This window comes from Parendozoicomonas sp. 209JJ7-1, assembly GCF_058147085.1.
The window spans coordinates 248,507-268,274 of record NZ_JBYVJU010000002.1 but is presented as its reverse complement, the minus strand read 5'-3'; the positions used below and the strand labels follow the sequence as shown (position 1 = coordinate 268,274).

13 protein-coding genes are annotated in these 19,768 nt (G+C 51.4%); 4 read left to right on the top strand and 9 right to left on the bottom strand.

Features of this window, described 5'->3' with window-relative positions; genetic code table 11:
• The first annotated feature begins 13 nt into the window (after window positions 1-13).
• Together ACY2RQ_RS03140 and ACY2RQ_RS03135 are read left to right on the top strand one after the other, a co-directional pair.
• The gene (locus tag ACY2RQ_RS03140) at window positions 14-577 is read left to right on the top strand and encodes a hypothetical protein (RefSeq protein WP_490111501.1); all 564 of its coding nucleotides are present in this window, start codon (window positions 14-16) and stop codon (window positions 575-577) included.
• Between the two features lie 74 nt (window positions 578-651).
• Window positions 652-1,002 (top strand): hypothetical protein, encoded by a 351-nt coding sequence (locus ACY2RQ_RS03135; protein ID WP_490111500.1) that lies wholly within the window; start codon window positions 652-654, stop codon window positions 1,000-1,002.
• Here ACY2RQ_RS03135 and ACY2RQ_RS03130 read toward each other — a convergent pair.
• The 5 genes from ACY2RQ_RS03130 to ACY2RQ_RS03110 all read right to left on the bottom strand — a co-directional run bounded on the left by ACY2RQ_RS03130 (window position 974) and on the right by ACY2RQ_RS03110 (window position 10,804).
• Window positions 974-2,326: a TolC family outer membrane protein gene (locus tag ACY2RQ_RS03130; protein ID WP_490111499.1), complete on the bottom strand. Its 1,353-nt coding sequence runs from the start codon at window positions 2,324-2,326 to the stop codon at window positions 974-976. The genes ACY2RQ_RS03135 and ACY2RQ_RS03130 overlap by 29 nt on opposite strands.
• A 117-nt stretch (window positions 2,327-2,443) precedes the next feature.
• Window positions 2,444-3,052, bottom strand: coding sequence for a peptide deformylase (gene def / locus ACY2RQ_RS03125; protein WP_490111498.1), 609 nt, complete (start codon window positions 3,050-3,052; stop codon window positions 2,444-2,446).
• An 80-nt stretch (window positions 3,053-3,132) separates the two neighbouring features.
• Window positions 3,133-6,966 (bottom strand): cadherin-like domain-containing protein, encoded by a 3,834-nt coding sequence (locus tag ACY2RQ_RS03120; RefSeq protein WP_490111497.1) that lies wholly within the window; start codon window positions 6,964-6,966, stop codon window positions 3,133-3,135.
• 179 nt (window positions 6,967-7,145) lie between these two features.
• Window positions 7,146-8,606 carry an HlyD family type I secretion periplasmic adaptor subunit gene (locus ACY2RQ_RS03115; RefSeq protein ID WP_490111496.1) on the bottom strand — a complete coding sequence of 487 codons (1,461 nt, stop codon included), beginning with the start codon at window positions 8,604-8,606 and terminating at the stop codon, window positions 7,146-7,148.
• A complete protein-coding gene (locus tag ACY2RQ_RS03110; RefSeq protein ID WP_490111495.1) occupies window positions 8,606-10,804 on the bottom strand; it encodes a type I secretion system permease/ATPase in 2,199 nt (732 codons plus the stop codon). The genes ACY2RQ_RS03115 and ACY2RQ_RS03110 overlap by 1 nt, the downstream gene beginning before the upstream one ends.
• 358 nt (window positions 10,805-11,162) lie before the next feature.
• Here ACY2RQ_RS03110 and ACY2RQ_RS03105 point away from each other — a divergent pair, with 358 nt between their 5' ends.
• Both ACY2RQ_RS03105 and ACY2RQ_RS03100 read left to right on the top strand, forming a co-directional pair.
• A complete protein-coding gene (locus ACY2RQ_RS03105) occupies window positions 11,163-13,442 on the top strand; it encodes a hypothetical protein (RefSeq protein WP_490111494.1) in 2,280 nt (759 codons plus the stop codon).
• Between the two features lie 177 nt (window positions 13,443-13,619).
• Window positions 13,620-13,910 (top strand): TylF/MycF/NovP-related O-methyltransferase, encoded by a 291-nt coding sequence (locus ACY2RQ_RS03100; RefSeq protein ID WP_490111493.1) that lies wholly within the window; start codon window positions 13,620-13,622, stop codon window positions 13,908-13,910.
• Between the two features lie 52 nt (window positions 13,911-13,962).
• On the opposite strand, the gene phoU is transcribed toward ACY2RQ_RS03100, so the two are convergent.
• The 4 genes from phoU to ACY2RQ_RS03080 form a co-directional block, all read right to left on the bottom strand.
• The gene (phoU, locus tag ACY2RQ_RS03095) at window positions 13,963-14,703 is read right to left on the bottom strand and encodes a phosphate signaling complex protein PhoU (RefSeq protein ID WP_490111492.1); all 741 of its coding nucleotides are present in this window, start codon (window positions 14,701-14,703) and stop codon (window positions 13,963-13,965) included.
• Window positions 14,704-14,721: 18 nt separating this feature from the next.
• On the bottom strand, window positions 14,722-15,492 hold the full coding sequence (gene pstB / locus ACY2RQ_RS03090) for a phosphate ABC transporter ATP-binding protein PstB (RefSeq protein WP_490111571.1): 771 nt from the start codon (window positions 15,490-15,492) through the stop codon (window positions 14,722-14,724).
• A gap of 253 nt (window positions 15,493-15,745) precedes the next feature.
• Complete coding sequence (pstA, locus tag ACY2RQ_RS03085; protein WP_490111491.1) at window positions 15,746-17,410, bottom strand: phosphate ABC transporter permease PstA; 1,665 nt, start codon at window positions 17,408-17,410, stop codon at window positions 15,746-15,748.
• 49 nt (window positions 17,411-17,459) lie between these two features.
• Entirely contained in the window at window positions 17,460-19,724 is a 2,265-nt protein-coding gene (locus ACY2RQ_RS03080) for an ABC transporter permease subunit (protein ID WP_490111490.1), read from the bottom strand.
• Between the last annotated feature and the right edge of the window lie 44 nt (window positions 19,725-19,768).

Below are 19,768 nucleotides of genomic sequence, written 5' to 3'. Positions count from 1 at the left end.
CGAGACATAACCCATGAATAAGCTGCGTTACCTGTTAATGATCCTTGCCCTGACCTTTTTGGCCGGATGCAGCACATCCCCCTATCGTGATGGCTTTCCCCGCCAGGAAAACTGGGCAGTTCTTCCCATGACTTCTTTGGAGTCCGGTGAGGTTGGCGTGCAGGCCGAAAGAATGCTGAAAGTGCTGCTGGCGGCCAAAGGTATTCAGAAAGTTGAAATCACACCCGGCTCAGAAACCAGTGGCCACTCAACCCTGATGAAAAGTGCCCACAGACTTCAGAATGCCACCCAGTGGGCCAAACAACATAACGTAGTTCTGGGCATGACAGGCTCCGTTGATGAATGGAAGCAGGAATCCGATGGCCGCTTCCTGATCGGGCTTACCCTGAAGCTGGTTGATATCAAATCCGGCGAAGTCCTCTGGACAACCTCAGGGCAAGCTGAAGGTCGTCCCGGTGATGATCCATTCACCATTGGCCGCAGCCTGACCAACACCCTGCTTTCCGGATTGCCCCTTACAGAGAACCTTGCTCCCCCCGGTATACGGGGCTGGTTCAGCTGGGTTCCGGGGGTGTAAGAAACCAGTTAGAGCCGGGCTGCTAATCTGAATGGAAGTTCTTATTCGATTAGCCTGGCAAAGGATAACTCACCATGATTTACGGACTCAGGGATGAATCCGGCGCTCTGATAGCCATAGGCGAACAACAGATTTCCAGCGAGTGGCAGGAGCTGGATACAGCGTCACAGGAAGCCCAGCAGTTCCTGAAGCACCAGGATAACAGCCAGACCGCAGAGGCTAACGCTCTGGCAGAGTCTGACCTGCAGTTTATCCGGGTTCTTGATGATGTAATTGAACTGCTGATAGAAAAACAGCTGTTTCAGTTCACCGAACTGCCCACGCCCGCTCAGGACAAGCTGCTGAACAGGCGCTGGTATCGCCAGAAGTTAAGGGGAGAGGATGATACCACCCATCTTATTGATCCTCAGGAAGGCTTGCTCTGAAGTTCATATCTGCCCGCATAACCATAGGCAGGTCAACATTCATAGAATCCAGCAATTGACCGGTGCTGTGCAGAATCCGGTATCGGGAAAATATCTCTTCGTGCACAACCTGAATAAAGTCCCGCTGGGACTGGAACAGTTCATTCTCAGTATCCAGCAAATCCAGCAGAGAGCGCTTCCCCAGCCTGAACTGCTGCTGGTAAGCCTTCGCGACTTCCCGGCTCGCTTCAATATGCTCTCTGAGATATTTCACCTGTCCTTCCATATACACAAAGGCATCCCAGGCCAGACGTAAATCCCGGGTTACCGTGCGATAACTCAGTTCCCGGCTGGCCCTGGCTTCTTCCACCTTCCAGGCGGATTCACGGCGGCGGGCCTGGTCTGCACCACCATTGTAGAGATTGAAGGAGAAATTCAGCATGGCGCTGAGTTCATCGGTACGACCATCAGAAGTGGGAATATCGGAACGGATATCACTCCAGGTCTGGCCAACTTCCAGATCCAGCTTGGGCAGGAAATTGCTCTTCGTGGCTTCGGCCTGGGCTTCATAGGTTTTGATATCGTAACCGGCCACCAGAATCACCGGATTATTATTGCCCGCCAAAGCCATAGCTTCATCCAGGGTGACCGGCAGTAAGGTATTGTCCACACCCGGCATCACCAGATCAGTAGGCTTTCGGTTCACAATACTGAAGAACTCACTGCGACCGTTGGAAAGGTCATTGATAGCAGTAACCAGATTTGCGCTGGCTCTGGCCCGACGGCCACGAATCTGCTCCAGATCAGAGCTACGGGCCAGGCCGCTGTCGGTACGCTGGTGAATCTGGTCGTAAATCTCATCATGAACCGCCAGATTCTCCCGCGCCAGTTCCACCAGCTGTTCTGAGCGAATCACCTTCAAATAAACTTCAGCCACTTTCAGGGCGACATCTTCTGCCCGGGAGTGCATGAGCAGAGAGCGGGAACGGGCATCCATTCTGGCCCCTTCCACCCGGTTACTGGTGCGGAAACCGTCGAACAGCATCTGACGGATGGAGAAAGTCGCTTCCCCAACCCGGTCTGTCGTCTTGGAATTGCCTCCTTTCCTGCGATTGTGCTTTCTCTGCCAGCCGGTTCGGGCACTTACCCCCAGTTTGGGCAGGTAACCAGCTTCTTCAATGGTCACGGCCTCTTCCCCGGCACGGTAACGATTGATGCTGATCAGCACTTCGGGGTTGGTTTCAATTGTGTAGGAGATTGTTTCCTGGAGAGAGTCCGCCTGGGAAAAAGTGGCTAAAGCCAGTGTCAGCCCTCCCAGGAAGCCTTTTGCGGTGGAAAAGCCCATCCATGGACCCTCATGTTAACCTGCAGCGAAAGATTTCCGGCCCGATTAACAGCTTGCCCAGGGCCGACAACTCTTATTCGTTATCGACGGCTCTCGCTTTTGAGTTTAGAAGGTGCCTTAAGGTAGGGAAGAAACTTCTCCCGGTTTTGTTTTGCGGGCACCGGGTGTCGGCCATCCGTCGGCCCAGTTATCCTGGTTATCAAAGCAGGGCATGGGGACAATACGTTCAGGACTGCCAACCCGGTGTGGAAACAGAACACCGTCCAGATGATCCAGTTCATGCTGAACCACCCGGGCCATAAAGCCATCCAGCTTCTTCTCCAGCTCCTGCCCCTCTCTATTCAGGCCTTTCAGCACGACCTCGGCAGGCCGCCCAATCCAACCCCTGAACCCAGGAACAGACAGGCAGCCTTCCCAAACCCACGAGATCTGGTCACTGCTCCAGATGATTTCCGGGTTTATCCAGCATTCCAGGGGATGAACACCGGCAGCGGCATAGCGGGGGTTGGGTTTGGCAATTCCGAAAGTCATCACCCTCGCTGCCCAGCCTATCTGGGGAGCGGCAATGCCAACGCCGTTAAAGCGAGCCTGACTCTCTATCAGCACATCAATATTGTGCTGGAAATCATCATTTTTAATGGTGTCCGGCTCAACGACTGGTTGAACATCAAACAGGGAAGGTGTGCCAATCAGCACAATATCAGGACTATCAGGTAAACGTTTCATCAGGCGTTGTTTTGCTGGGTTCCGATACAAGGCCCCATTATAAGCACCTGGACCTTGAAGGATAATGGCTGGCAAACCGATCAAGTCATTAAATTACCATCATCGGTGAGATTATTGATCAGAGTGGTAGCATCGGTGGTGCCATAGTTGGCTGACAGATCAACCCCCTGAAGAACAATCTGCTGAACGGTATCACCACCTGCTGTGGTGCTGACATCAATGGTGGTATTGCCACCATCAAAGTTGAAACTCAGGTATTCATCAAGATTGGTGGCACCAACCGCTTCCGGTATCAAATCTGCCAAATTCAATACATCACCAGTTGAGCCAAGGGAAAAGTCAGTAATAGTGTCCACCGCAGCCTGCCCGGGGGTTCCGACGTGCTCTGTCTGCCAGGCAAATGCGTCCATACCTCCTCCGCCAGACAGGATGTCATTCCCCCCACCGCCAATAATGGCGTCATTCTGGTCGGTACCGCTCAGAGTATTGTTATGGTTATCTCCAACGACTGAATCCTCTAGATAGAGAATCCTGGCATCCATAGGCACCGTGGACGTCCAGCTGCCAGAAGGGGTTCCATCATCGTTGTAAGCCGTAACAGTCACTTCAATACGAAGGCTGCCGGACAGACCATTATTTACATCACCAAGGGTCAGCCCTTCACCGTTATAAACCTGCAATCCTGCATTATTGCCCGATGTTGCTGACCAGGACCATGAATTATGCGAGGAGTTTATTGATCCTGCATCAGTCAACTCAGTTGGTGAGGACAGGGAAGCGTTCTGGTGACCACTGATGGTGATTCCGGTTATTTTCTGGTTACTGCCAGCATCAAAACTGAAGGCAACCCCCATGCTGTCCTGGTTCTCATCGAAAATGTAAGTCTTGAGGGCACCAGTGAATGCAGGGGCTGTGGCCACAGAAACATCCGTTGCTCCGGATACGAACAGCGTTAGAACACTCTGGGCTGTTTCATTGTTTGCGTTGACTGCTGTGTATACAAAACGGTCATTTGCTGTTTCACCAGCATTAATTTCATTAAAGGCCGGCTTGCTGTTATCCACATGGTAAGAGTAAGAACCATCCTGGCTGATTCGCAGCTCACCAAAAGCGCCTTGAATAACAGTCACGCCACTCTCATTAATGGCTGTGTTCTGTCCATTAGCCCCCATCACCTGGGTGACTCCGGTGGCCCCGGTATCATTGCTGATAATATTCCCGGAAGCCTGCCCATCGGCAATTTGAACCGCGCCCAGAACATCTTCCCCGGTACTGGTTTCCGCCATTGGCGTAATGGCTCCAGTATCCGGATTTATCTCATATATAGAGCCATTTTCCTTTACGCCGACCAGTTTTCCATCCACTGTAGCCAGACTTGTAAAGTCTTCAAATCCCGCGCTTACCAGTCTTGCTGAGCCGGTGGAAGGATCAATTTTTCTCAGGGAACCTCCATCAGCGGAGATAAGCATATAAGCTTCCCCTTCATACCAGGTCATCCCTCCGGAAGGGGTACCAGACACCTGGCCGCGCAGTGTTGTTGTGCCATTGGTCAGGTCAATACTGTAAAAACCGCCATGTCTGTTCACGGCATATAAAGTGCCATCATCAGCAAATGTTATTCCTTGCGTGTAGTACACATTATGGGAAACCACTGTTGAAACTGTACCTGCTTCAATATCAACAGACAGGATTTTCCCGTCCGTTGCCGCATAAATGGTGTTATTCGGACCAATCGCAAGGTCAACTATATTGTGGCTCCCTGCATAAATTCTGTGGCTGACGCCGGTTTCAGAATCTACGGCAACAATCTGTCTACCACCCTTGTCAAACATCAGGAACATGGAAGCAGGCGCTTCAGATTCATAGACCGTGGCACTGTCATATCCGGCAAAACCAGCTGCCAGAACATTTACCGTGAGGGTTGCTGTACTCTGCCCTATGCCATCGGAAACTGCCACGGTAAAGGTATCGGTTCCCCCTCCGGAAGCTGACTCCAGGGGCACATAACTGTATGTCCCGTTCGCAGCCACCACCAGGGTTCCGTACTGGCCGGAGATATTGGTTGTTCCGTTAGTGGCGATATTCGTTCCATTAATATTGGCCAGCGTGACATTATCACCATCAGCATCAGAGACATTACCTAGCAACCCAAGGGATGGAATGGTTACAGCTGCCGCGCTCTGGGCATGGGCGACGTTCAGGGTTTGCCCTTCAATAACAGGCAGACTGTTATGGTTCTCCTGCAACAGGATATCCAGATCCGCTGTACTGGTATTTCCATCCGGGTCTGTCACCGTGTAAGTGAACGACTCTTCCAGTGTTGTACCAAGCTGATTCGCGGCTAACACAGCAACTTCATGGGACTCCAGCTCTCTGCTGTAAAAACGGGCTTCATCAATCAGACCATTAAAACCATTGGTCGCGCTGCTTGCGCCATCATGGTAGATAATCTGCCCGACGGAAGCACCGAATGTCAGTTCAAAATCCGGTTGATTATTAATACTGGGCAGACCACTGGGGGAACCACTTATATGCTCGCCATCAAAATAAGCCGCAAGAGAATTGGTATCTGCGTTATGGGTAAGGGTTATATGGTGCCAGGCGCTGGTATCTGTAGTACTCAGATCAAAAGTCATAAATGTAGAACTGGGGGTGTGGTGCACACCGCCCACATAGAGAGTACCTTCATCGATATAGGCCACAATTCCGGTCATCTCATTAAAATTCGAGAAGATAACCTGCCGGCCAGAAAGATCATTACCGTCGCCTATCTTGAATGCCAGTGACATTGTCAGAGCATCTGTATCTTCCTCTGCCGGTGAGGACTCATTGGTCACAGTGGTCGTTGCGAACTGCCCATTGCTTACGGAAAGAGCATTGCCTGATAAACCTGCCACCACCTGTCCACCGGAGTTACTCAGGTTTTCATCTTCACTGCTATCACTGCCGGTATCGATAAATGTGCTTCCGCCGTGCAGAACATCAAATGTCCACTGGCCCATCATCTCATCCTGAATATCTGCGGTTGAAGAGTTGTAGCTGTACTCTCCGTTTGCAGATACGGTCAGAGTTCCCAGTTTTCCCTGAACAACAGTCTGGCCCCCTTCAGCAATCGCGATGCCATTGATACTGGTGATTCTGGAACCGTCCGGAACATCATCATTGCTTAACAGTCCGACCTGGCTCTGTAATTGCGCTCCAACACGTACAACACCATTGTCATTCTCGAGATCCATTGTGGATGGCGGCGGTGGGGCATTATTAACAACAGACTGTCCTCCCGGTGCAATCACAACATTGGATGAAGAGCCTGATAATTGTGGTGCTGATGACTGATCCTGATGTGTATTTACAACCTGTGACGGTTGTATTTGAACATCTGAATATCCACTGACATTACGGAAAGCAACATCAACATTGGCTTCCTGGCCAGCAACAAACTTATTGGATTCTTCTGCAACAGCCTGTGGCCTAAAGCTCTGTGGGGCAGGGCCAGGAGATAAAAAATCTACCGCAGGATTTAAAACCGGTGTCACACCAAAGCTGTGAAGTTCAGAGTTCCCCCCCTGTTCAGGCTCAACTTCCAGCTTTGGTTCTTTATCAGTTGGCTCATCAACCTCGGCAACCGTACTCCCTGAATCACCGGAAGCCTGTTCTCTGGTTGTCTCTTCCATCGCAGCACTTTCAATGGCGTCTTCCAAAGAGATATTTACGCCAGAAGGCAAAGTAATCAGCCTTCCGTCTTCTGTTCTTATCTGCGCAGTGGTCCCTTCTGCTAACAACAGCATTTCACCCGGAACAAGCTCGTCACCGGGGACATGGCCAACAATGGAACCATCGGGGAGCTGTCCGTTCAGGATACCATCAATACTGACAACAACAGCGGACTGGCTAGTGGGTTCTGGCTGGAGCATCCTTCTCACCTCATAACTTCGAGAAGTCACCTGCCGGGTACAGAATTCCTGCTGTTCCCTCTGGCAGGGCTTATTTAAAGGTTAGATAGCACTGACAAGTCACTTCCTGAAAATAGGGAATGAGCGCTTCACCGGGATATTTCCAATCGTTATCAGGAAGCCGAAGAATGCCTTGTCGGTTAACGCTCTGTCAGGGCGTTGTCACGGGCTTTCAAAATGGGTTTCAGCAGATAGGAGAGTATGGTTTTTCTGCCGGTCACAATATCCACCTGGGCGTGCATGCCGGGGATGATTTCCAGAGGATTTGCAGATGTTCCAAGGTGATTATTATCCGTCCGGATACGCACCTGATAGAAGCTTTCCCCTTCTTCATCGGTGATTGTGTCTGCGCTGATATGATCGACTACGCCTTTCAGGCCTCCGTATATGGCAAAATCATAGGATGTCAGTTTTACAATGGCCCGGTCACCTGTCTGCAAAAAGGCTACATCTTTGGGATTAATTTTTGCTTCCACCAGCAAGGCTTCCTCAACCGGCACTATTTCAATCAAGTCCATTCCCGGCTGAACCACACCCCCAAGGGTAGTAACGTGAATTTTCTTAACAATACCCGCCAGAGGTGCTCGGACTTCACGGCGACTGACCTGATCCTTCAAGCTCTTCCTGCTCTCAGACAGCTGCGCCAGCCTGACTTCCTGATCCCTGAGTTGCTCCAGAGCTTCTTCACGGTATTTCAGCTTGACCTCCCTCTCCCGGCTTTTCTGCTCCTGCATGGTGGATTGCAGGCGGGGCAGGGTCAGTTCTGATTCATTCAACTCAGACAACAGATCATTCACCCGTTGTTCCAACTGAATCATTTCCACTTCCGACACAACGCCTTTTAATGCCAGAGGACGGGTCAGGGAGAGTTCTTTCAGTCCCAGGTCATAACTGCGTTTCAGGTGCCCCCTTCGGGTCTCCATTGCCCGAAGTTCCTGCTCACTCTGACGCACTTTTTCACTGACAGTGGCCAGTTCCGCTTCCAGGCCTTCACGGCGACCTTTGAAAAGCTGACGTTCCCCGTGAACAATATCCGGGTAAACACGCACTTCATCGGGAAATACCAGAGACCTGTCTTCTGTTTCCGCTCTTAAACGGGCCATTGCCGCCAGAACACTGAAGTACTCCACCTCAGATTCTTTAAACGACGAATTAAAACTGATGTCGTCTAACTGCATCAGAGGCTGTCCCTGTTCAACCCTGTCGCCTTCACGAACCAGAAGTTCTTTCAGGATTCCCCCTTCAAGATTCTGTACAACCTGTAATCTTGACGAGGGGACAACCTTGCCATCACCCTGGGTAATTTCATCCACTTCTGCCCAGCTGGCCCAGAGCACAGCCATGATAATGGCCATAAAACTCAGTAGAATCAGCATTCGGCCGCCGTGAGGGGATTTCAGCAGCAGTGCAGCCGAAGCATCAGACATATACTCCAATTCAATGCCGGAAGCCTTTCCTGCGCGCCCGCCGGGAGGAAACTGGGCAACCGGGGCTTTTTCACCTTTGGGAATCGGGGGTCTTTGCTTTTTACGAGCCCTCTTAGGGTCAAGAGGCACCGTTTTTTTGCTAACGGGCTTTTTCTCAGAAGGCTTATCACTCATCAGGAAATCCTCAGCTTGCCTTCACGCAGGGCCGCGAATACCTGCTCTTTAGGGCCATCAGCCACAACCCTGCCCTGATCCATCACCACAAGCCGGTCAATCAGTTCCAGCATGGATGCTTTATGGGTTACAAGTATCAGGGTTCTGTCTTTGCAGTAGGTTCGCAGGTTTTCCCTCAGGCGGGTTTCCGTAGTGTTATCCATGGAGCTACAGGGTTCATCCAGAACCATAATGGGAGCGTCCATCAGCATGGCCCTGGCCAGAGCAACACTCTGTCTCTGTCCACCGGATAGGCAGCTCCCCCGCTCTCCCACCTGCATATCCAGACCTTCCGGATGACGGTCAGCAAACTCTTTTGCCCCGGATATTTCAGCAGCATGTAAAACAGCATTGTCGTCCATATAGCGGGCACCCAAGGCAATATTGTCCCTCAGGGTTCCATACATCAGGGTACTGTCCTGGAGTGCGCAACCGATGTTATGGCGCAGGTCGGAAGGGTTAATCTGCCGTATATCAACACCATCTATACGAACAGCGCCTTCTCCGGGTTGATAAAGCCCTAGCAGCATTTTCTCAACGGTGGTTTTCCCTGATCCTATGCGGCCGATAATGCCGACCTTTTCTCCAGCCTGAATCTTCAAACTCACATTATTCAGGGCTTTAAATTCCTGGCCGGGATAGGAGAAGTTCACCTGGTCAAATTCAATATCGCCTTTTAAGACCGGGCGGTGAGCGTAGGATTTCCCTTCCGGGCGGTCTGTGGGCAATTCCATAATATCGTTCAGAGCCTGCAGGGCGGCCTTGCTCTGGTTGTAACGGGTAGAGAGACCCGCAATCTGCCCCATGGGAGCCAGACATCGGCCAGAGAGCATAACGGCAGCAATCAACCCTCCCATACTCAATTCGCCTTCTGCAATCATGTATACACCGCCAATCACCATGACTACAGTGACCATCTGCTGAATAAAGGCAGCGACGGTTCCGGCAGAGGCAGACAGCAATTTACTGCGGATGCCCCATTTCGCGATATGACCAACATTCTTTTCCCAGCGGGCCTGCAGTTCACTCTCCGCTCTGGCCACTTTCAGGCTCTCAATATTAGTCATCACCTCTATAAGGGTGGCGTTTTTCTGGGAGGAAGAGCGAATGGTTTTATCAACAGATTTACGCAGTGGTGCCTGCAGTAAAAACCCATAAATTGCGATAATTACAGCAGCAATGGCCGGAACAATGGCCAGAGGCCCGCCAATAAAACCTATAACCAGCAGAATGATTACCGTGAAAGGCAAATCAACCAGCACCGTAACTGTGGATGAGGTAATAAAGTCACGGATACTTTCAAACTCCTGAATATTCCGGGAGAAGGAACCCACGGACTGGGGCCGGGCAGCCATGGAAATCCCTAGCACCTTCTCAAAAATACGGGACGACAACAGAATATCCGACTTCTTTCCCGCCAGATCGATAAAGTAGCTGCGCATCAGCTTTAACGCGGCATCAAAGGTAAACAGGGTAAATGCCCCTGCCGCCAACACCCACAGGGTTTCAATCGCATTATTTGGCACAACCCTGTCATACACATTCATCACAAATAACGGGCTGGCAATGGCGAAAATATTAATCAGGAAAGATGCCATCAGAACATCACGGTAGATGCGCCATGACTTGGTGATAGTGCCCCAGAACCAGTGACGGGAGTGCACCTTCAGGGATTCCGGCGTTCGCTCATCATACTGGTACTTTTCCCGAATAAAGAAGCTATGGCCGGTATACTCTTTGGCCAGCATATTCAGACTGATTTCCCGGGTTCCGGTACCGGATTCCGGCAGAATCACCCGTGCGCTGGCTTTTTTTCGGTCAACACTCACCAGGGTGCAGGCCCGCCGGTCTTTCAGCAGAAGAACCACCGGCGTCACAAGGTTAGAGATTTTCTTAAGGGAAATTTTCACCAGCCGGGCAGAGAACCCCCCCCTGGCAGCAGCCCGAATAAACAGCTCTGCGGTCAGCTTGCCATCCTGAAGAGGAAGGCCATGCCTCAAGGCATCAGCACTGCAGGGGCGGCCGTGGATACGGGTGATGGTAACCAGGGAATCCAGCAGAGGGTCAAGATGGGTACTGCCATCACGGGGAATAGCCCAGTCCTGACTACTCTCTTGACCGGAAGGGGGCCTTGAAAACGCGCCGGCTGATTCAGACATAAGACCGACAAACTACCTTTCAGAAATCCTGCTATCAGACTAGGAGCTTGATCAGAGAGTGTCCCGAGGATGAAAGAAAGCCGCCATTAATCAGGCAAGTTGTGATTTCAGGGGTAGGAACAAAGCTGACTGAAAACGGTTTTTATTTCTCACTCTCCGTACTCAACAGCCGACTGAGGCGTACATTGCCCGGAAATAAATGTCGTTATTCTGTCACTCGCCTTTTCGGCTCTGTTTTATCTGATGAAGGGTTATGGAAATCCGTCAGTTTTTCGGCCTGCCTGACCGTCTGGTTAGGGCGGTTTGCCCTAGCTTGTTTGAGAATACCGTGTTTATCGCATTGTTGCAGGGAAGCCTGATGATGAAACGAACAGGAGCCGATATATCCCTCCCGCCCAGAAGGCCTGCAGGCCATGATGGCCAGCCAAGTCCGTCATGGCCCAGGCTAAGGCACAATGTGCAGGCCTGTGACCACGCATTGCCCCATATTAACCGTGTACAGAGCGCTGTTTATAACAAGCTTAAAGATAACCACGCACTTAGAGTCCGGCGGGTGACTGACAAATTGAGCGCCATCGTTAATACCATGCTGGCTCCTGTCGTTTTTGGCCCGAATCCCGCTATTGCACTCCAAGACAAGGTGCAGGATGTTGTAAGAGAAGTTGTCACGCTGGCGCAGCAGGATAATTATTCTGAGGCAGTCCAGAAAATAGAGGTAGCCCAAAAAATCTTGCCAGACCTGAGACGGCTATGCTACTGCAATAACTTTGAGGAGAATATGAAATATCTGCAGGATTATGTGGTAGATGCTGTGCAATACCAGCATTTCAGGCAGGCCTGCCAGGATAACGATGAGCTTGATTTCACCCTTTTGGGGCAGAGCCAGGAGAAAATTCAGGCGATATTTAAGCAGGCCAGTAAGCTATGCCAGAATCTGGATACCATCTTCAGCCATCCGTACAGGTCACAGAGCGAGGATATTACCCAAACTGTTGCTTTGGCCAGAAATCTGGAACCTGCTGTACAGGTTTCGCAAAATACACCTCTCAGCTCTATGGTTGAACAGCTGCAAGATTGGGGTCACCATAGATGGCAGCGAGTGTTGCAGGACAAAGATACCAACCACGAAGCCGCTGTCTACTTCTACGATCATGCCCTGTTCGACCTGTCGACTGACGAAACAATTATCAGACTTGCTCTGGCTCTGGGGCTTGAATTTTCACAGATAAAGAGTCTCTCACGCACCAGAACCGATGCCTTCCGGCAAGGTGTACTTGCAATAGCCAGCCAGGAAAATAAGTTGAATAAACAGGCTGTTATTGAGGCCCTTGCGGTGATTGGAGAACATTACCTGACAGAGAAACTGGCCATGGAGTGGCAACTGCCCATCCCGGTGGTCGACCCGGAAAACCTGTTAGAACAATTCAGGAACAGTGCGCCAGATGAACCACTAAGCCTGCTGGTGGCACACAAGGTGATTAGTGATGCCGGAATAGATACGTTGCAGCTGGGGCTTGCCCTGGGCATGACTCTCCCTGACGTAGATAAGCTTCAGGTAGACGAGCAGTTCAAGATAGGGATGATTCGTTTATTGATGCTCTCTCAAGCCGGGCCGTTGTCGCGCCGCAGGCTGGAACAACTGTTTCGTCATCCAGCTATAAACAGGCCCTGTTATCTGGCTGGTTGTTATAAAGATCCGGCTGTACCAGAGGAGGCAGCTAAAGAAAGTACAACTACTGAAGGCGCAACTCTGGAGAGTGACCAGATAGACGCCCTGTTTGGTCACTATGATAAGCCTCATCTTGACCAGTTAGCGGAGGCTCTGGAGCTGTCACATCCCTGGCAGTTTGCCGTTTATGGTGAGCATCAGCAGGATTTCCCCTGGCTGTTTTTTCATATGCTGGAAGAGCAGGGTTTGCTGGCTCCGGGCTATTTTCTCCAGGCTCTTCAGACGTTGGGTTTACCGGATGCTATTGAGCAGTTGCTGGAATTGTTTCCCGGAACCCAGCCCCTGCCACGGCCTGATATACCCCCCTGGGATTTTAACATGTTGCAGATGGTTACCACCTCTTCTAACAGCCGGCTCCATAACGAACATATCCCATTGCTTGAGCCAACGGCTGACTGGATGAGCCTGGGGCATATTCTCGGGTTGCCTTATGCAGATCTGAAAAAGATCAGTCAGGATAATTATTACAAGCACGCAAAAAACTGTTTTTATTTGATGTTGAAGGAGCTTAAGGCAGGCTATAGCCCCACTATTGGCCAAATCGTGCAGACTGCCCGGGCCTATGGCTACCACCGGGTGCTCCGGTCGCTGCCAGATTTTCTTGACCCGGACCGGGTTCATGCCGGGCCTGGGGCCGTTCCTCCCAGGCCGGTTGTTTATGGTTCTGACTTCCACCGTATCTCGGTTGAACTGTTGCAGAGTCATGCCAGCCAATGGCGGGATGTTGCCCGTTTTTTCGGCATTGATGATGCCGGGCTATTAGGGTCGGGAAAGCATTTCTACCCTGACGGGGAGGAACTGCTGGACGTGCTTAACCTGCTCAATATGGATGGTAAAAGCCATCAGCTGGTGGAACGACAGGAGGAACTGCTGGCGTTTTTAACGCGGGAAAGCCAGCACGCCCGGTAGCTATCCCCGGCAGCTCCCGGGATAGGTTAAACAACAGTGTTTTGTCGAACACATCATAGTTATAAACGTCATAACTAATAAACACTGTCATTCTGTGCGTTACCAATCGCGGTAATTTTTTCAGCAATGCCGTTACTGGCAAACCAACTCAAGCTTGTCTGATGTCTGGACAAGGGCGTGTTTCATGAGGCACTCCCTGTTTTCTCCGGGGAAATCCTAAAGGAACAGCCCATTGCTTTTCTCCATATAGATTGCGATATCTACCAATCAACAATGGATGCCTTCAATGCCATTGCCCATCGTCTGGTAAAAGGTTCAATCGTACTATTTGATGAGTTTTATAACTATTCAGGGTACGAAAAACACGAGAAAAAGGCGCTGGAGGAGTTTCTGGCCAGCTCGGGAAAGGCAATAGAATATATCGCTTACAGCTGCTGTTATGAGCAGGTTGCAATCAGGTTTTTATAACAGGAACGAGAAATGGCTGGCGGCACCTCAAAAGGCACCGCCAGACAAACTGTCAGGATTCAGTCGTATGCTTTTCAAATACTTCTGCTTTCATCCGCTTCAGGCCAATATGGCGCACGTCGGTACCTTTCACCAGATAAATTACATACTCGGCAATATTGCGGGCATGGTCACCAATGCGCTCCAGGGAACGCAGCACCCACATAATGTTCAGAACCCGGGTAATAGAACGGGGATCTTCCATCATGTAAGTCACCAGCTCACGCATGGCGGAACGGTACTCGCGGTCAACGCTCTTGTCTTCCTGGGCTACGGCCAGAGCCATATCAGCGTCGAAGCGGGCAAAAGCGTTCAGGGCATCCTGTACCATTTTACGCACATGGGTACCAATATGACGGGCTTCGATATAACCGCGGGGTGATTCACCATGCTCCGCCAGCTCCATGGAGAAACGGGCGATCTTGGCAGCTTCATCACCAATACGCTCAAGATCGGTAGAAGCCTTGGTGCAGGCGATAACCAGACGCAGGTCAGAAGCAGCGGGCTGGCGGCGAGCCAGGATACGGGCAGCTTCTTCATCGATGGAGACTTCCATGTAGTTCACATCGTCATCCTTGGCCCTTACGCTCAGGGCCAGGTCGCTGTCCGCTTCAATCAGGGACTCAATAGCATCAGAAACCTGTTTCTCAACCGCACCGCCCATAGCCAGCAGCTGACTGCGCAACTCTTCCAGCTCAGAATTGAACTGCTGGGAGATGTGCTGATTCAGGTCTGAATTCATATCAACTGGCATAATATTTTCCTTAGCCTGTTAACCGTAGCGGCCGGTGATGTAATCCTCAGTTTTCTTCTCACGAGGATTAGTGAAAATGGTGTCGGTGTCGCCAAATTCAATCAATTGTCCCATGTACATGAAAGCGGTGTAATCAGAAACACGTGCCGCCTGCTGCATATTATGGGTAACAATTACGATGGTGAACCGTTCCTTCAGTTCGTTAATCAGTTCTTCAATTTTCAGGGTTGAAATCGGGTCCAGTGCAGAAGCTGGCTCATCCAGAAGCAGAACTTCAGGTTTTACTGCGATAGTCCGGGCAATAACCAGACGCTGCTGCTGACCACCGGAAAGTCCCAGTGCGCTGTCGTGCAGACGATCTTTCACTTCTTCCCAGAGAGCCGCACCTTTCAGTGCCCACTCAACAGTCTCATCAAGAACGCGCTTCTTGTTGATTCCCTGAATACGCAGACCATAGGCTACGTTTTCATAAATACTTTTCGGGAAGGGGTTGGGTTTCTGGAACACCATGCCCACCCGACGCCGCAGATCCGAAACATCAATACCCCGGCGGTAAATATCTTCGCCGTCATGCAAAACCTTGCCTTCAATACGGCAGCTTTCCACCAGGTCGTTCATACGGTTCAGGCTACGCAGCAGTGTTGATTTACCACAACCTGAAGGACCGATAAAAGCGGTTACACGCTTCTTGGGAATCGGCATATTCACACCGAACAGCGCCTGCTTCTCACCGTAGTAAAGATTCAGGCCCTGAATCTCAAGACAGGTCTCTTCTTCTTCCAAAACCATCTTCTGCCGGCCGCGGCCGAGCTGATCGAGGCTTATACCGTGGCTCCTGGAGTCACTCTCGCGGTCATTGCGGGTAGTTTCCATTGGTTCCACCTTTGTCTCTTCCGGAGCTATAGCCAGTGTTTCACTCATGGTTGGCCTTCCAGTCGTCTGATTCTTTCCAGATGGCTGACAGCATCAGCGCGTCAGCCATCTCCTTTATTATTTTCAGCCCGGACACTCCTGGCCCAGAACTACCTTAACTTTCTGTTAATTACACTTCGAGAGACTTGTACTTCTCACGCAGATGATTACGAATCGAGACGGCTGAGAGGTTCAGCGCCGCAATAACAATCACCAGCAGCAGGGCCGTGGCATAAACCAGCGGACGGGCTGCTTCAACATTCGGACTCTGGAAGCCCACATCATAAATATGGAAGCCCAGGTGCATAAATTTCTGGTCAAGATGCAGGAACGGATAGTTTCCGTCCAGAGGCAGGCTCGGCGCAAGCTTTACCACACCCACCAGCATCAGAGGCGCAACTTCACCTGCGGCACGGGCTACCGCCAGAATCAGGCCAGTCATCATGGCCGGGCTGGACATGGGCAGTACCACACGCCACAGGGTTTCTGCTTTGGTCGCGCCAAGAGCCAGACTGCCTTCACGGACAGAGCTGGGAATACGAGACAGGCCTTCTTCCGTAGCAACAATCACCACCGGCAGAGTCAACAGAGCCAGAGTAATGGAGGCCCACATCAGCCCAGGAGTACCAAAGGTGGGCGCAGGCAGAGCTTCCGGGAAGAACATGGCGTCCATCTGGCCTCCCAGGAAGTAAACAAAGAAGCCCAGACCAAACACACCGTAAACAATGGAAGGCACACCGGCCAGGTTGTTTACCGCGATACGAATCACCCGAGTGGTGAACCCCTGGCGGGCATATTCACGGAGGTAAACAGCCGCGATCACACCAAAGGGGGTTACGATCACAGACATGATGATAACCATCATCACGGTACCGAAAATCGCAGGGAAGATACCACCTTCGGTGTTGGCCTCACGGGGGTCGTCAGCAACGAATTCCCAAATTTTGCTACCGTAGAAAGCGATCTTGCCACCAGTACTCATGCCATTAGGTTGATACGCCCGCACGATCTTGGAAACATTAATTTCAACGTCTTTGCCTTCAACGGTACGGGCCAGAATACTGTCCCGGGTGAATGCGACATAAAGATCGCCCAGCTCTTTCTCCAGAACCTTGTACTCAGCATCCAACTCAGCTCTGCGAGCTTCAATATCCGCCAGAGCTTCAGGGGTGGCCTTGTCTCGCAGCTCCAGGCCACGCTGCTTCAGACGCAGACGCTCCAGTTTGCTGTTAATCGCACCAATGTCGCCTTTTTCGATTTCATAAATCTGGCTGTAGATATCCAGGGCACGCTCAATGCTGGCATTCAGGGCAGCCCAGGCTTCTGTACCGCTGGCGACAACAGCACCGTTGTTACGTACTTCGTTCAGGTAACCGTAGAAGTTACCCCACTCCCGTCGTTCAAGAGCGATAGCATTTTCAGGATATTTAATATTCTCCAGCCAGGGCTCAACAACCCAGGCAAAATCGCTTCCGGAAACATCACGATTACCCACTTTAATCAGCTTGCGGGTTACAAGTTCATCCGGTTTCAGATTGCTGAAACCCGCATCAATAAGGCGTTGGGTAGGAATTTCTTCCTCATCCGCCAGCTGCCCCATAACAGTCACAGTGGACTGACCGGGAATCGTGTACTCCGCAACCATGATGGAGGAGGGCCAGAAGTGGCCCAGCCCACGCACGGCGATCAGGGCCAGAAGGCCGATCACCATAATCAGGCTCACAGCCACCGCGCCGGCATTCATCCAGACCCACGGCGACCCACTTTTGAACCAGTTTCCGACAGATATTTTCATCGTTCTTTATACCGTCACTCTATTCTTTATAAGTGCAGGGCGCAGGCCATTAAAGGGAGCTGTACTTCTGACGCAGCCGGTGACGAACCAGCTCAGCCACGGTGTTAACGACAAAGGTGAAAACAAACAGCACCAGAGCCGCCAGGAACAGAATACGGAAATGGGAGCTGCCCACTTCAGATTCAGGCATCTCTACAGCGATATTAGCCGCCAGTGTTCGCATACCTTCAAAAATATTGGCATCCATAATCGGCGTATTACCTGTCGCCATCAGTACGATCATGGTTTCACCGACTGCCCGCCCCATGCCAATCATCAAAGCGGAGAAAATGCCGGGGCTGGCTGTCAGCAGCACAACTTTGGTCAGGGTCTGCCAGGGCGTCGCACCCAATGCCAGGGAGCCATAGCTCAGGTGCTTGGGCACACTGAAAATAGCGTCTTCAGCAATTGAGAAGATGGTCGGGATAACCGCAAAGCCCATCGCCAGACCTACCACCAGTGCGTTACGCTGGTCGTAAGGAATACCGAGATCATGGGTAATCCAGGTGCGCATATCGCCACCGAAGAAAGCGCCTTCCAGGGGTCCGCTCATCGCCAGGCTGATCCAACCAACAGCCAGAATCACCGGAACCAGCAGCAGTGCCTGCCAGCCTTCTGGTACACGGCTGCGAACTTCTACAGGCAGGCGATCCCAGAAAAATGCGAACACCAGAATACCCACCGGCATCAGCAACAACAGGCTGAATATGGCCGGAAGATTATTTTCAATAAACGGTGCCAGCCACAGACCGGCCAGGAAGCCCAGGATGACCGTGGGCAGCGCTTCCATCAATTCGATAACCGGCTTGACCTTGCGACGCATGACCGGAGCCATAAAGTAAGCGGTGTAGATCGCACCACAGATCGCCAGGGGCGCCGCCAGCAACATAGCGTAGAACGCAGCTTTCAGAGTACCAAATGCCAGGGGCGTCAGGCTCAGCTTAGGTTCAAAATCATTGTTAGATGCAGAGGACTGCCAGATAAACTCCGGCTCGTCGTAGGACTCATACCAGACTTCGTGCCACAGCGCGCTCCAGGACACTTCCGGATGTTCATTCTCAACCTTGAACGACACCAGCTCGTTACCTGACTGCAATAACAGCACGTTACCCCGAGGGGCCAGACCCGCCATATTTACAGTCCGATCAGAAACATCAACAGTCAGAACCTGACGTTCAGCAGTTGTGTTGTACAGACCAAGTACACCATCGGCATCCAGAGCCAGGAAACCTTTACGACGGTGCTCAGGTATAATCTGAGTAATCGCGGCATTGCCCTGCTTAAAGCTGCGGATACGGGTCAGAACCTTCTTGCCGGACTCATCGCGGGCCTGGAACCACTGGGTAATATTACCGTTACTGTCACCCACCAGAAGAGAGATTCCACCCAGCAGGAACTCAATATCTGTCACTTCGCCTGCACCATCCACAAGCACAATGGTGTCTTCCACAGAGGGCAGGGAAGAATTGATATCAATCTGGGTCAGAGCATCACTTCCGGAGAGGATGTACATATGTTTCAGGTCCGGCTCAATCAGCAGCTTGCGAATATCACTGCCAATCACCGGCATGGATACAGATTCCCGCTCCAGAGTCTCTTCTTCAGTGAGGAAATCCACTTCACGGGTAAACCTGGCCAGGAACAGCTGACCGCCGTTGGAACCGGCAATCATCAATTTTTCTTCTGAATCCTGAACAGCCACCTGCTCCAGAGGCAAGCCTTCAGCCAGGGAAATGGCTTCTTCGCCGTAGGGATAGGAAACAGAAGGAGTAATAAGACGCTGGTCGTTCGGCCAGGTGGTTTTGTATTTGTGTTTAAAGACAATCGCAGAGCCATTGGACAGGCCGGCTACCAGCAGGTTGTCGCCCGGGCCGGATTCAGAAACGGATGTCACAGTCACACCGGCAGGCACCGGCAGCTGACTGCTCAAACGCTCTTTGCCGGTGGCAGCATCAAAGAAAACAGCCTGACCAGCCTGACTGATCTGCAGACCAATTTCAGCCTGTTCTTCTGTGGCCAGGTAGAAATTCTGATTACTGGTTACGGGAACAGTGTAACGGTACTGTTCATTCACTTCTGCGGAACGAAACAGGGGAATAACTTCATAAAGAAGGTAAAAGAAGATCAGCAGAATGGCTGCTATAACACTTAACCCACCAACAGCTATACCGTAACGGGCTGTGCGATCTTTCAGCTTCCGCAGGTTGCGATAACGCAGAAGAGCCGGCGTATCAAAGCTGATGTCCGGAGCCGATTGCATACTTTGTTCGCTCATGAGTTATTGTCTGGCCGGTTCGGTCCTTAGTATGTGCGAACGAT

Excerpts from the sequence above, each read along its gene's own strand:
- ACY2RQ_RS03110 (WP_490111495.1), bottom strand. The coding sequence starts at position 10,804 with ATGTCTGAATCAGCCGGCGCGTTTTCAAGGCCCCCTTCCGGTCAAGAG.
- ACY2RQ_RS03135 (WP_490111500.1), top strand. The coding sequence starts at position 652 with ATGATTTACGGACTCAGGGATGAATCCGGCGCTCTGATAGCCATAGGC.
- pstB (WP_490111571.1), bottom strand. The coding sequence starts at position 15,492 with ATGGTTTTGGAAGAAGAAGAGACCTGTCTTGAGATTCAGGGCCTGAAT.
- ACY2RQ_RS03140 (WP_490111501.1), top strand. The coding sequence starts at position 14 with ATGAATAAGCTGCGTTACCTGTTAATGATCCTTGCCCTGACCTTTTTG.
- def (WP_490111498.1), bottom strand. The coding sequence starts at position 3,052 with ATGAAACGTTTACCTGATAGTCCTGATATTGTGCTGATTGGCACACCT.
- ACY2RQ_RS03080 (WP_490111490.1), bottom strand. The coding sequence starts at position 19,724 with ATGAGCGAACAAAGTATGCAATCGGCTCCGGACATCAGCTTTGATACG.
- phoU (WP_490111492.1), bottom strand. The coding sequence starts at position 14,703 with ATGCCAGTTGATATGAATTCAGACCTGAATCAGCACATCTCCCAGCAG.
- ACY2RQ_RS03115 (WP_490111496.1), bottom strand. The coding sequence starts at position 8,606 with ATGAGTGATAAGCCTTCTGAGAAAAAGCCCGTTAGCAAAAAAACGGTG.
- ACY2RQ_RS03105 (WP_490111494.1), top strand. The coding sequence starts at position 11,163 with ATGATGAAACGAACAGGAGCCGATATATCCCTCCCGCCCAGAAGGCCT.
- ACY2RQ_RS03130 (WP_490111499.1), bottom strand. The coding sequence starts at position 2,326 with ATGGGCTTTTCCACCGCAAAAGGCTTCCTGGGAGGGCTGACACTGGCT.
- pstA (WP_490111491.1), bottom strand. The coding sequence starts at position 17,410 with ATGAAAATATCTGTCGGAAACTGGTTCAAAAGTGGGTCGCCGTGGGTC.
- ACY2RQ_RS03120 (WP_490111497.1), bottom strand. The coding sequence starts at position 6,966 with ATGCTCCAGCCAGAACCCACTAGCCAGTCCGCTGTTGTTGTCAGTATT.